The 13,450-nt window shown below is 56.5% G+C and carries 11 protein-coding genes; 9 read left to right on the top strand and 2 right to left on the bottom strand.

The annotated features are described in order from the left end of the window. Positions 1–5 precede the first annotated feature (5 nt). From ACEWL3_RS10145 to ACEWL3_RS10130, 4 genes are all read left to right on the top strand, one after another. Positions 6–1,556 carry an adenylate/guanylate cyclase domain-containing protein gene (locus tag ACEWL3_RS10145; protein WP_386183418.1) on the top strand — a complete coding sequence of 517 codons (1,551 nt, stop codon included), beginning with the start codon at positions 6–8 and terminating at the stop codon, positions 1,554–1,556. 313 nt (positions 1,557–1,869) lie between these two features. Further along, positions 1,870–2,067: a hypothetical protein gene (locus tag ACEWL3_RS10140; protein WP_386183420.1), complete on the top strand. Its 198-nt coding sequence runs from the start codon at positions 1,870–1,872 to the stop codon at positions 2,065–2,067. A 276-nt stretch (positions 2,068–2,343) separates the two neighbouring features. Continuing rightward, entirely contained in the window at positions 2,344–3,591 is a 1,248-nt protein-coding gene (locus tag ACEWL3_RS10135) for an AGE family epimerase/isomerase (RefSeq protein ID WP_386183422.1), read from the top strand. Positions 3,592–4,109: 518 nt separating this feature from the next. Further along, a complete protein-coding gene (locus ACEWL3_RS10130) occupies positions 4,110–4,286 on the top strand; it encodes a hypothetical protein (protein ID WP_386183424.1) in 177 nt (58 codons plus the stop codon). A gap of 269 nt (positions 4,287–4,555) precedes the next feature. Here ACEWL3_RS10130 and ACEWL3_RS10125 read toward each other — a convergent pair whose 3' ends face one another. Next, positions 4,556–5,032 carry a TVP38/TMEM64 family protein gene (locus ACEWL3_RS10125; RefSeq protein WP_386183426.1) on the bottom strand — a complete coding sequence of 159 codons (477 nt, stop codon included), beginning with the start codon at positions 5,030–5,032 and terminating at the stop codon, positions 4,556–4,558. Positions 5,033–5,471: 439 nt separating this feature from the next. Between ACEWL3_RS10125 and dctP the strand changes: the two genes are divergently transcribed. Genes dctP through ACEWL3_RS10110 form a run of 3 tightly spaced genes read left to right on the top strand, consistent with a single transcriptional unit; the run spans position 5,472 to position 8,259 of the window. Next, positions 5,472–6,437, top strand: a complete 966-nt coding sequence (gene dctP / locus ACEWL3_RS10120) for a TRAP transporter substrate-binding protein DctP (RefSeq protein WP_386183428.1) — start codon at positions 5,472–5,474, stop codon at positions 6,435–6,437. 6 nt (positions 6,438–6,443) lie between these two features. After that, positions 6,444–6,938, top strand: a complete 495-nt coding sequence (locus ACEWL3_RS10115; RefSeq protein ID WP_386183430.1) for a TRAP transporter small permease — start codon at positions 6,444–6,446, stop codon at positions 6,936–6,938. A gap of 4 nt (positions 6,939–6,942) precedes the next feature. Next, positions 6,943–8,259, top strand: coding sequence for a TRAP transporter large permease (locus tag ACEWL3_RS10110; protein WP_386183432.1), 1,317 nt, complete (start codon positions 6,943–6,945; stop codon positions 8,257–8,259). Between the two features lie 140 nt (positions 8,260–8,399). On the opposite strand, the gene ACEWL3_RS10105 is transcribed toward ACEWL3_RS10110, so the two are convergent. Continuing rightward, positions 8,400–9,278, bottom strand: a complete 879-nt coding sequence (locus ACEWL3_RS10105; RefSeq protein ID WP_386183491.1) for a LysR family transcriptional regulator — start codon at positions 9,276–9,278, stop codon at positions 8,400–8,402. A 108-nt stretch (positions 9,279–9,386) separates the two neighbouring features. Here ACEWL3_RS10105 and ACEWL3_RS10100 point away from each other — a divergent pair, with 108 nt between their 5' ends. Both ACEWL3_RS10100 and ACEWL3_RS10095 read left to right on the top strand, forming a co-directional pair. Further along, positions 9,387–10,946, top strand: coding sequence for a proton-conducting transporter transmembrane domain-containing protein (locus ACEWL3_RS10100; protein WP_386183434.1), 1,560 nt, complete (start codon positions 9,387–9,389; stop codon positions 10,944–10,946). A gap of 23 nt (positions 10,947–10,969) precedes the next feature. Further along, positions 10,970–13,372, top strand: coding sequence for a YbcC family protein (locus tag ACEWL3_RS10095; protein ID WP_386183436.1), 2,403 nt, complete (start codon positions 10,970–10,972; stop codon positions 13,370–13,372). Positions 13,373–13,450: the final 78 nt, after the last annotated feature.

The following is a 13,450-nucleotide window of genomic DNA, read 5'->3' as shown; positions in this document are numbered from 1 at the left end:
TTGACATGGAAGAGGCCGATAGAATTAACCGTCAGGCGCTTTCGACCAGAATTGCGCAGCGGCTATCCGGACCTGCTGAAACCATCCTCGGCTTCCAGACGCTTATCGTCGCAAGTCTCAAGCGCGAGGGCCTGACAGACAGCATCGACGACGCTTTGATAATCCTTGAGGCGGCGCAAACACTTGAGAAAATGATTGCAAAACTATTGTCGTCTGACGGGTTCACAACCTTGTCGCAGCTAGACGACGCGACTTTACGTCATGACCTTCGCACGCCTGTGAATGCTATAATGGGCTATTCTGAATTGATCCTCGAAGAAACGGCTGGATCGCTGGGATCAGCGATCGAGAATGACATTCGTACAGTCTTGAAAGAATGCGGACGGTTGCTGGAACAGGTGGATGGCCTTGTTGGGTTTTCTGGCAGCGATATTGATACGATGGACGTCGAGAAGGTTGATGCCGACATTGCCAAGGCGCTGGCGCAGTCGCTTGCGGTGGCTTCCGTTCCATCCGAGAATACCTCAGGCCGTATCTTGGTGATCGACGATATTGAGGCGAACCGTGAATTGTTGCGGCGAAACCTGATAAATCGAGGTCACAACGTCACGACGGTGGCTTCTGCCAGTGCAGCGCTTGAATTGCTGGAAACGACCGATTTTGAGCTGGCTCTGGTCGATATTCTGATGCCTGATATGAATGGCATCGACCTTTTGGGTCACCTCAAGAGCAACCCGCGTTGGCGCAACATGGCAGTGGTCATGGTCACTGGCCTCAAGGACATCCATGTTGTTGTGAAATGCATCATGGCTGGCGCAGATGACTATCTTCAGAAACCAGTTGATTCAGTGCTGTTGTTTGCCCGCGTCGAAAGCTGTCTGGAGCAGGTGCGCTGGCGTGCGCGCGAACGGGCATTTCTGGCACAGATCGAGCTGGAAAAATCTCGTGCCGACGGTCTCTTGCTGTCGATGCTGCCTGAAATGGTGATCAAACGACTGGCAGCGGGGGAAAAGGTTATCGCTGACCGGTTTGACAATGCAACGATCATTTTCGCAGATATTGTCGACTTTACCCCGATGGTTGCACGCACAAATCCGTCGGAACTCATCAGCCTATTGCACGATCTGTTTTCCGCTTTTGATGTACTGGCCGATCAGCATGGTATCGAAAAGATCAAGACTGTCGGGGATGCTTACATGGCGGTCGCCGGGGTGCCGCATCCGCAGGATGACCACGCGGACCGTGCCCTAGAATTTGCCCGTGGACTGATCAAGGTAATGGCGGACGGTTTTGGGACAGAGGCACCGCTCAAACTGCGGGTTGGCCTGAATTCAGGCCCTGTTATCGGCGGTCTCATCGGGCAAAAGCGGTTTGTCTATGACGTTTGGGGCGAAGCTGTGAACCTTGCCAGTCGCCTTGAAAGTTCTGGTGTTTCAGGCCGCATCCAAATCTCGCAGGCCACGCTGGATGCACTTGCGACACCACCACTGGACATGCGTTCCAGAAGCAGCCAGATCAAGGGCGTCGGCAAGATACAGACCTTCATCTTGGACTAAAGGGCGGCAGGTGCCAGATTGGCGCGCCGCCGATCGATAACCCAGCGCTTCAAAGCGGTTTCATTGCAATCTGGCCGTTTCCGTCACTTAGGTCTAGGACGTCGATCAGGGCTCTCCATCCGAGGGACCTGATTGGCCCGATCCGACCCCCAAACATTGGGTAATAACAGGCCATTTGCGCGATATTGGCATAATTTCGCCATGTTATTGCCACAACAGCCTTACAGGCTCGACGTTGCCTTTACCTGCGCTATTGTAAGGGCGTGAGAAACAATAACGTCATAAATACACTTTTGATGGAGGATCGCACATAATGTTTATACTTGGATTCCTCACCGCCGCATATCTTTTGATCGCACTTTTTGCGCTTTTGATGACGTATGACGAACAGCAGCAAACCGGCAAACGCGGGATCATGCTGACAACGCTGAGCGTTCTTGCTTGTCTTTTCTGGCCCCTTACGTTCCTGACCGTTGCCGTGGCCGCACAAAGCAGCGCAACACAAACCTAAAGCCTGGCGCATTACGGACGAAAACTGCACGAGAGTTTTCAGATTGGTTTCTGGCTCGGACCGATATCCCGCAGCCCTGACTTGGATCGGGGGTGTTTTTGGGTGCCGCACGAAATCGCTTGCAGTTAAAGATTTCGTGCAAGCAGGAACCGTTGAAGATATCTATCTTCCGCACTGAATGGATTCGAACGCAATCTTGCATTCGGTACGGGTGCTCATGCAGGGTCGGGCCGCGGGGAATCTTGCTCCGCTGATCGTCATCGGAAAGGTTTTTGGATGAAACATCAACACCCGCCGGGGCCATCTAAGGTGCCGGGTTTCTGGCTTGACGACATTGAGCATCAGAACTGGCTCAAAGCCGAGGCCATCCGCCAGTTGACATTTTTCGCGGCCAGCGAGCGGGATGGCCCGGGATTTTTTAATCTCGACCCGGCGGGCAATCCGCTGCCGGATGACACACAAGAAACGCACACCACCACCCGTCTCGTGCATTCCTTTGCGCTTGGCAGCAGTTGGGGACATCCAGCCGCGGACAGAATTGTTGATCACGGCATGGCCTATCTCGCAAGTCATCACCTCGACGCAGTCCACGGTGGCTATCTCTGGGCGCTGAATGGGAATGCGATCGTTGATGACCGCAAGCTGGCGTATGGGCATGTCTTTGTCTTGTTGGCCGCAGCAAGTGCAAAAATGGCCGGGCACCCGGATGCCGATGCGTTGATCGTAGATGTGAGCGGCGTTCTAGACAAACACTTTTGGCAGGATGACGTCGGCCTTTTCAAGGATGAATGGAACAGGGACTGGACGCCGTTTTCCACGTACCGGGGCATGAACGCGAACATGCACGCAGTTGAGGCGCTTCTGACCGCGTATGAGGCGACCGGACAAGAGGTATTTTTGAACCGCGCAGGCCGTATCCTCGACTTTTTCACCGCCCGCATTGCACCTGTCGAAGGGTGGCGTCTGCCCGAACATTATACTCAGAACTGGGAGATTGACCGGGCATACGCTGGCAACCCCATGTTTCGTCCTGCCGGGACGACGCCGGGTCATTCGTTCGAACTTGGCCGATTGTTGCTTCAGCATTGGGATCTGTCAGGTCGTTCAGGGCAAGAAGCACCTGTGCGGGCGCGGCATCTGATTGAACAAGCCCTGAATGATGCGTGGCGCATGGATGGTGGCTTTGCCTATACGCTGGATTTTGAGGGGAACATCGCAATTGCCTCTCGGTTTTGGTGGCCCGTGACCGAAGCAATTGGCGCGGTCGCCGCTCTGATCAAGCTGGAGCGACTGACGAATGATGAACAGTGGTATCGACGGCTCTGGACCTTTGCCAGCACGCATTTCATTGATTATGAACACGGTGGCTGGTTTCCGGAAATTGATGACGCTGGTCAGGTCACCAGCACGATCTTCAAGGGGAAACCGGATATATACCATTCTGTTCAGGCCTGCCTGTTTCCGTTGGCTCATGGGCTGTCGAGGCATGTAGATGATCTGAAAGATCTTGCGCGAAGGTCATAGGAAACGGCGTGTCATGCGGGCATTCCGTGACATGCGGCGATTCTGGTTGCTTTGCATAGTTCTTTAGAACCTGCGCAATTGCCATGTTTTTTACATCCGCGCGGCAGCGTCAAAGCGGGCTTAAAATGCCTCTCCTTGATTCTGTGTGGCCGCAGCTAGGACGTTTTTTCCTAACCACAATACATTAAAATCGTCCATTTTGCAGACACTGCGGAGTGCCCTTGGACAATGAATAACAATTCATACAATAGTTTCCCGCTAAGAGGGTAAACCAATCATCCTGTATTGGTGAATTTTCGTTTTCAAAAAAATTAAAATCAATCAGTTCCAGAACCGACTCCCGTTACGATAGAAAGAGTAACAACATTTTAGCCAGACTGATTTTAGGCTGCGTCCTGACTCGATCACATCAGGTAGCTCAAAAGTGTTTTTAACGAGTGCCGGTCGTGCGGGACCCTCCTGCACGGCCTTTTTTAAACCCAGACAACGGTATCTGGGTCTAGCAATTGGAAGACTGTATGACCAAGGCACAGACATCGGGCGCGGCACATCACAAGCACCCGTCTGATGCTCATCCTCTGAAAGAGCCGTCCGAGAAATTGCTTGCTGACCGGCTGGACCGAAAGCATGCTTTGTTCACCGCAGCTTTTATTGTCATTTGCGCTTCGCTGATCGCGTTCCAGTTTGTTCGGTGATGTTTTGTCAGTTCCCCTATTTTCACAGTATGGCCGCTATCGCGGTGCCTGAATAAGCGGGGCAATGTTTCTAGCCCACGCTTGGCCTGTCGGTGTTGGAGGCACCGGCGGGCCTCTAACCTTTCGGGACACGCATGTTTCAGCGTTGAGGCTCGTCCGCCTCGCCCTTGAACATGCAGCCAAATCTAACTTTGGTGCAGGCATTGCAATCTGAGACGACGAGAAAGATCAAGGTCAAGAAACGGCCTGAAAATTGAAAGCCGTATAATCTAGCGGTGTTTTTTCAATAGTTTCGACAATATAACAGCACCGATAATACAGGCAGCCGCGAGGAGTGCGATCGCGTGCCAGCTCAGTGTTTTCATCTGCGAGCCCAGATAGGCCGAAAGTATGGTCAATGGAAGGATGCCCAATCCTGTCGTCCAGACAAATGTCCAGATACGCACCCGAGTTAAACCGGCCGCATAATTGATGAGGTTGAAGGCGATGATCGGAATAAATCGGCAAATGAGCAGTGCAAGTGCGCCGCGATCGTCGGACCAGCTGTCCAAAGCCTCAGCTTGCTTCTCAGATAACCAGTTTCGGATAGCCGCCTGACCCAACCATCGGGATAGAAAAAATGCTGCAAGCGCGCCAAACATCGCGCCAACCCAAATGAGGGCACTGCCCAGCACTGTTCCGAAAACGGCACCGGCGCACAGGGCCAACAGCTCTGCTGGGAAGGGAATAAAACTATGCACGATCATCAAACCGATCACTGCAACAGGGGCCCAGAAACCCAAAGAGTGAAGCTGAGCGGCCATTTCTTCGGGGTCGGGCACGTCGATGCCCCCCAGGTACAAGAAGGCTGTTCCCAAAACAATCACGCCCCCAAACGTCACGAAAATTGCCTTTTGCATAGAATGTCACACCTGATTTCGCCCTGGAAGAGGGACACATGATTGGCGACCGAACATAGCACGGCCTGTCGGGTCATTGATTGCAAAACAGCGTGACGCTTTTTCTTGGAAGAACGCAATGGCCGGAAAAGGGGTATTCAGGCACCTGACAGGTGCTCCATCTGCGCAAAGAACTGTATGGCAAATTGACTAGTCTACAGGGCACCGCTACGGTACATATGCAAATACATATAAAGCGCAGCCGGAACATCACCCCCCGGACTTCGCACTTACCGGGAGGGCCATCATGAAAATCAAGACCTTGCTCAGCGCCGCCATACTGGCGACCGCCACAGTCAATTCCGCAGCTTTGGCACAGGAAGTTACGCTGCGCGGCGTGTCCGCCTTTAACCTCGGGACCACCTTCAGCCGCGAATTCAATGCATTTGTGGAATGGATCAATGAAAACGGCAAAGGTGTCGTGCAGATCCAACTTGTCGGTGGGCCAGAAGCGGTGCCACCGTTTGAGTTGGGCAATGCCGTCCAGTCGGGTGTCGTGGACATCGCCAATAACACCTCGGCTTTTTATCCCAACCTTGTACCGACAGGCGACGCGATACATCTTGCCGAAAACACCATTCAGGAACAGCGCGCAAATGGCTGCTATGACGTCATCGACCGCGTGCACCAAGAACAGATGAACGTGAAATACCTTGCGCATGCGGGCGACGGTATGGGCTTTCATCTGTATCTGACCAAACCGATCAGTGGACCGGACCTGACCGGTCTGACGATACGTACAACGCCCGTTTATCAGGCGATGTTTTCCGCGCTCGGGGCCAACCTTGTACGCACAGCGCCCGGCGAAGTTTACAGCGCGCTGGAACGTGGGGCGATTGACGGGTACGGCTGGCCTTCGCAGGGGGTGCTTGATCTGGGCTGGGACGAACAGACGAAATACCGCGTGGATCCGAGCTTTTACAACGTGGATGTTAATCTGCTGGTCAACCTCGACGTCTGGAACGGCCTGACCGATGCACAGCGTGCCAAACTTGAGGAAGGCGCTGCGTGGATGGAGACGCTGAACGCGAACAACGCCGAAATCAACATTGCCGAATATGCAAAACAAGCTGATGCGGGCATTGAGACAATAACGCTCGACGGTGCGGACGCGGAAAAGTGGCTGACCACTGCGCGTGATGCTGGCTGGGCGGCTGTTGAGGCTGTTGATGCGCCGCTGGCGCAAGAGCTTCGGGCCTGTCTGACCAAGTAACCGGGCATGATCGGACAGGTTTTTGATCGGTTACTTTGGATGCTAGCGGCGATGTCCGCGGGCATTCTGGGAGCAATTGCAGTTGTGATCGCGATCAATGTGGCATTGCGCAATTTTGGCTTGCCGGTGATCTACGGTGCGCTTGATGCGATCCAATATGCGCTGATGAGTGCCACCTTCATGGGCGCGCCCTGGGTTCTCTTGCGGAATGGGCACGTCAAGGTTGACCTGCTCTCCGCTTCTCTGTCCCAGCGCAGCGAAGCCACCCTTGGCCGTGTGACCAATCTTATCGGCGCAATCACTGCGGCAATTCTTGCGTGGTACGGATTGCAGGCGGTCCTTGCTTCCGCTGCACGCGGGTCGATGATCCGCACTTCCTTTGTGATCCCTGAGTGGTGGATGCTGGCTTTCGTGCCTCTATCACTGACGCTTTGTGTTATCGTTTTTGTGCGCAAAGTGCTGCGCCCAGACCCGCCCGATCACGCGCTGAGCGGTCTTTAGCAGGATGGATTGGGGTCTCTTTCTGACGTTGATGCTGGGTGGTTTGGCAGTGCTTCTGCTGATGGGTATGCCGGTGGCTTTCGCATTTATCGCGGTGACAACCGTCGGCGCGTATCACGTGCTCGGCGGTGAGCGTGGCGTCCTGCAGCTGGCACGTAATTCTGCGCAATCAGTGGCCAATTTCCAACTGGCACCAATCCCGCTGTTCATCCTGATGGGCGAAATCCTGTTTCAGACCGGCGTTGCACACCGCGCCATTGACGCAATTGAACGGGTCGTGACGCGCATTCCGGGGCGCATGTCCGTGGTCACGATCTTTGGCGGCACCATCTTTGCGGCTCTTTCTGGGTCGACGATTGCCAATACCGCGATGCTGGGCAGCACGCTGCTGCCGGGCATGTTGAAACGGGGCTATCATCCCTCCATGGCGATGGGGCCAATCATGGCATCGGGCGCGATTGCGATGCTGATCCCGCCTTCAGCGCTGGCCGTTCTTGTGGGGTCGTTGGCAGGGATTTCCATTGCGGGGCTTTTGATTGCTGGCGTTATCCCCGCCTTGCTACTGGCGGTTTTGTTTGTCGTATATGTTGTCGGGCGCAGCATTCTGGACCCCTCTGTGGCACCGCCCGACACGCTTGAACAGATGAGCATGAAGGAAAGATGGACCCCTTTTGCGATCTATGTTCTTCCCCTCACGATACTCTTTTTCGTCGTGATCGGATCGTTGCTGATGGGGATCGCCACGCCGACTGAAAGCGCCGCACTCGGCAGTCTTACCGCGCTTGCGATCGGTGCGGCCTATCGGTCACTGAGTTGGGCCAAGTTGGGCCGAGCGTTGATGGAAACGCTCAAACTTTCGGTGATGATCCTGTTCATCATCGCGGCAAGTCAGACCTTTGCGCAGGTGCTGTCATTTTCAGGGGCCACCAGTGGGTTGATCAGTGCGATCAACAGCTTTGACCCGACCCCGTTGATGGTGCTGTTGGGCATGATCGGCATTTTGCTTTTTCTGGGTTGTTTCATTGATCAAGTGTCGATGCTGATGGTTACCGTGCCCGTGTTCGTGCCGTTGGCGCAAGCGATGGGGATTAACGAACTGGTGCTCGGCGTGGTCTATCTTCTCACAATGGAGATCGGGTTGCTGACACCTCCCTTTGGCCTGCTGCTTTTTGTGATGCGCGGCGTTGCCCCACCAGAAATCCGCATGCGCGATATCTATTTTGCGGTGACGCCATTCGTGCTGATCAAGCTTTTTGTATTGGGCCTGATCGTATGGCTGCCTGCGCTTGGTACCTGGCTGCCCGAGTTGATGGGACGGTAAGAGTTTCGTCGCGGTTAAACGCAACCCCTCTTTGCCAAATTGGTGTTCATATGTCCGATGGGGTGAGCAATGAGGCGCAGGTGGGTCAGCAACAATATCTTAACGGTGCCTAGGACCCCGTTTGGCGGGGTGCAGGCGGCCTAGATGTCGCGGTCCGCAAGCAAGTCCGCCAGCACCGGGTTTGGAAACCGGCGTGTAATTGTCACCGCGAAAAAGGTTTCTCCGATACCGGGCAGGCGATCGACTTCGATCAGCCTTCCGGAGTTCAACTCGTCCTGCACAACAATCGGCGGCAGAACGGCCAGGCCCACGCCTTCGCGTGCAAGCAAGCGCATCATCGCCATGTCGTCGACCTCTGCCGCGATCAACGGTCGGATGCCAAGTCGTTCGACCCAGGCGTCAAATCCCATCCGAATACCTGTGTCGACGGTCGGCAGTATAATGGGCTGGGTGGTCAGAAGGTCGATCAGATCAAGCTTGCCCTTGAGGCGACCCGCCGTGCCGACAAGGCTGACAGGTTGCTCGGTCAGACGGTGCGACACAAAGGGCGACACCGCATCCTGAAACGGCGGGCGATTGCTGAGGACGACATCGAGGTTGAGTGTTTCCAACGCTTGCAACAGGGCCGTGTTGGTCCCGGACCGCAAGATGATTTCCACATCAGGTCGGTTTAATATCGGACGCAAAAATTCCATCTGGAAATTGCGCGACAGCGTTGCAAGCGCGCCGACCCGGATGGCTTGGCGGATGCGACCCTTTTCCTGCAATGTCCCGACCAGTTCGCGCCCAGCCGAAAAGATCGTATCGGCATGATCAAGCGCAATGCGCCCGGCCTCGGTCAACACAAGCTGCCGGCCGCGCCGTTCAAACAGAGTGTGACCCAGATGGGCCTCAAGCTGTTTGATCTGAACAGAAACAGCGGATTGCGACAGGTTAAGCCGCTCTGCTGTGCGGGTCAGGTTACCATCGTGGGCAACGGCCCAGAAATACCGCAGATGATGATAATTGAATTCGACCATATACATTTATAAAACAGAACGGTTTTGAATAAACAATGAATTTTTATTAATATTTGGAGGCTGCTATCTGTCCGGTGCGCCAAATTCCGGCCGATAGGAGACATTGCCTTGTTCATCGCCACACTTCCGCTCTTCGCGCCAACCGCACTGATCGTCGCTGCAGTAATTGCTTTTCGCAGCCCGCAGTTTCGCCCGGCCCGGATGCTGCGCCACGTCGAAATGGCGGCGCTGGCCGCATTTGCGGTTTCTGTTCTGTCGGGCCTAACCCTCGTTCTTGGAGGGGCAGCGACCAGCCCGCTGATCGGGGTTGCCGGATTGGGTCTTGCCATGCGCCTTGATGCGGTCAGCGTCGTGATGTTGCTGCTGGTGACTTTTGTGGGCTGGATCGTTGTGCGCTATGCGGCGACCTACATGGATGGTGAGGCACGGCAGGGGGCGTTTACAGGATGGCTTTGTGCGACGCTGGCGGCTGTGATGCTGCTGGTGATTTCCGGAAATATCCTACAGTTGCTATTGGCCTGGGTCGCGACCAGTCTGTCTTTGCACAAGCTTCTGCTTCACTATCCTGACCGGATCGCGGCGCAACGCGCAGCGCGCAAGAAATGGGTGTCAGCGCGGTTGGGGGATGCGGCGCTGTTGCTTGCAGTGATCTTGATCTATGGCACCTATGAGACAGGAGACATTGCGGCGATCATGGCGACGGCCCAGGTCGAGGGACCACGCGAGGGCAGCATTTGGATCGCTGCAGCGCTTGCCTTTGCTGGGATCGTCAAATCCGCGCAATTCCCGCTGCATGGCTGGCTGACCGAAGTGATGGAAACGCCGACACCTGTTTCTGCGCTGCTGCATGCGGGGGTCATCAACGCGGGTGGCTTCCTATTGATCCGTTGCGCCGATCTGATGCTTTTAGCGCCCGGAGTGCTGGCAATACTTGTGATGGTTGGTGGGTTTACGGCGCTTTTTGGTGGGCTGGTCATGTTGACGCAATCCGCAGTCAAAACATCACTGGCGTGGTCCACAGTTGCGCAGATGGGGTTCATGATATTTCAGTGCGGGCTGGCGCTTTTCCCGCTGGCGTTGCTGCATATCGTGGCACATTCGCTGTATAAGGCGCATGCATTCCTGGCCTCAGGCGCAGCGGTTGAGAATGTCATGGCGATCCGGCGTCCGGGGCCAGTGGCGATCCCGAGTGGGGCCGCAGTCGGCCGGGCCTTTTTAATTGCCCTTGCGATATATGCCATCGTTGCTTTCGTCTTTGGGGTCGCCGGAAAATCACCCCAGGCCATCGCCCTTGGTGCGATCCTGATCTTTGGTGTGGCTTATCTTGTGGCGCAGGGTCTGGCCGATGCTGCGCCCTGGGCGCTGACGCAGCGCACGGCTGCCTATTCGATTGCTGCTGTAATCGGCTACTTTGCGCTTCAGACCGGGGCAGAGTGGCTGATGCTGGGCACCTTGCCACAGACCCCGCTGCCCGGCCCGCTGGAATGGGCGCTGATTGTGCTGGCGCTGCTCAGCTTTGGACTGGTGGCCATTGCGCAGGCGCTTTTCCCGCTCTGGGCTTATCATCCCGCCGCCGCAGGGCTGCGCGTACATCTGGCCAATGGTCTTTATGCCAATGCCGTTTTTGACAAACTGCTGGGTGGTTGGTCAACCACGCGCACCTTTTGATCTTCGTGAAAGGACACACAGCGATGAACATGCATTCAGACATTCCGCCCGCCAAGATCACGTCGGCGGGTTATGCCGCGGCACGGGCCATACCGCCACTTTGGCCGCTGGCTTCTTTTGTTGCCGTGAACCCATTTCTGGGTCAGTCCGGTGAAACGCTGGCGCAGGTTGGTGCGCGGCTGGGCCGTGTAGGTGGGGTGCCTGTCACCATGCCGCGGGACTGGTATCAGACCCGCATCGCGGATGGCACGATTACAGATGCCGATCTGAGTGACGCGCTCGTCGCATACGGTGGCGCAGACATGCCCAGTCTCACAGACCATAAGCGTCTTGCTGGCACTGCCGCGACCCCGCCCATGCCGCAACCAACGGTGGCGGATCTTGCGGCTGAGGTGTCTGGGGTTGATTGGCCCGGCATTGTTTCAAATCGGTTTGGCGCATGGGCGGCAGGGTATTTTGATCAGGGGCAGGCGCTTTGGGCGGCACCGCGCAGGCGCGGGGCCTATGATGCCTGGCGGCAAAACGCGACCCATGACCTGACGCCTGAGATCGTGGGGCTGAAAGGCTTTGCGCAATTTGCCAGCGATACGCCCGATACCGCAGAGGCGGCGACGGCGCGGGCGATCAAGCGGCTTGGACTGAGCGCAGGGGCGCTGGAAACCTATCTGCATCAGCTGCTCTTTGGCCTTGGCGGCTGGGCGCAGGTCGGCCGGCATCACCTGTGGCAGGCAGAACTTGCAGGCGGGCAGGATCATACCCTGACCGATATCCTGACCATCAGGTTGTTGTGGGAAGAGGCGCTTTATGTCCAATACGAGGATCAGATTGCGGCCAAATGGGATGCGGTAAAGGCTGCACATGCCGCGCCCCTGGTCCCTGACGCAGATGTGCTGGCCAATGTCGTCCTGCAGGAGGCTTGGGAGCGGGCGGCTCAGCGTGCACTTGCGCAAACCCTCAGCACGCCAATGCAACAAATCAGCACGGCACGCCCCGCGCTTCAGGCAGCGTTCTGCATCGACGTGCGTTCAGAGGTGTTTCGCCGGGCATTGGAGGCGGTAAACCCCGGTATCCAGACCCTTGGTTTCGCGGGTTTCTTTGGATTGACAGCAGCGCACAGGAGTTTCGCCTCAGATGTGGATGAACTGCGTCTGCCAGTGTTGCTCAACCCCGGTGTGACGTCGACCTCTCGGGGGGACGATGTGGGCGCGGATCAGACTGCCCGTTTCAGGGCCCGTGCCAGCCGCGCATGGGGCCGGTTCAAGCTGGCTGCCGTGTCGTCCTTTGCCTTTGTTGAAGCGACGGGGCCGATCTATGTTGGCAAGCTGCTGCGCGATGCACTGAACCTTGCGCCAAATGCCGTACCGGGCGGACCAGCGCCACGGATTGACCCGGCCCTTGATCTTGACGGACAGGTGAATGCCGCAGAGACCATCTTGCGGGCAATGTCGTTTACCGAGAACTTCGCGCGTTTGGTCGTGCTGGCGGGGCATGGGGCCAATGTGGTCAACAATCCCTTTGCCAGCGGGCTGCAATGCGGGGCCTGCGGCGGCTATTCCGGTGAAGTGAATGCGCGGCTGCTCGCCGGCCTTTTGAACGCGACGGAGGTGCGTCAGGGCCTTGCCAAGCGGGGCATTGAGATACCCGTCGATACGCTGTTTGTCGGCGCATTGCACGACACCACCACGGACAAGGTGACGCTTTATCACGCAGACCATCCTTTGGTGTCGCATATGGCCGACCTGAGCCAGGCCAAGGATTGGTTTGCCGCTGCAGGGGCCGTCACACGGGGCGAACGGGCGCTTTCATTGCCCCGTGCATCAGGTCAGGGCGACATCGTGACCCGCAGCAGGGATTGGGCCGAGACACGGCCAGAATGGGCTCTTGCAGGTTGCAAGGCTTTTGTAGCGGCCCCCCGACACCGGACTGCCGCCAAGAGCCTTGAGGGGCGCGCATTTTTGCATGACTACAACTGGGAGCAGGACAAGGAATTCGGGGTGCTGGAACTGATCATGACCGCCCCTGTGGTTGTCGCTAGCTGGATCAGCCTGCAATATTATGGGTCGACAGTGGCACCGGAGGTGTTCGGATCAGGCAATAAGCTTTTGCACAATGTGACCGGGGGTATCGGCGTGGTCGAAGGCAATGGTGGTGTCCTGCGCGCCGGATTGCCCTGGCAGTCTGTGCATGATGGGCAAAGCCATGCGCACGAACCATTGCGCCTTTCAGTTTGTATCGAAGCCCCACGCGAGGCGATGAGCGACATTCTGGGACGGCATGAGGGGGTGCGCGCCCTGTTTGACAACCGTTGGCTGCATCTTTTTGCGCTGGGAGAGGACGGTCAGATGACCCATCGGTATGAAGGGAACCTGACATGGTCAGAGATCGAACCATCTGCCCAGAAGCGTCCTGAATTGAAAGTCGTCTGACGGCGCTTCGGGGGCGTGTCGAGCGCGGTGCCTTAAGCTGACATGGCGTTGCGTGGTTCAGGCCAGCGCGGGCGGCGG

Origin of the sequence: Sulfitobacter sediminivivens (assembly GCF_042611115.2) — a bacterium.
Lineage (GTDB): Bacteria > Pseudomonadota > Alphaproteobacteria > Rhodobacterales > Rhodobacteraceae > Sulfitobacter > Sulfitobacter sediminivivens.
This window is presented reverse-complemented; position numbering and strand designations above follow the sequence as displayed.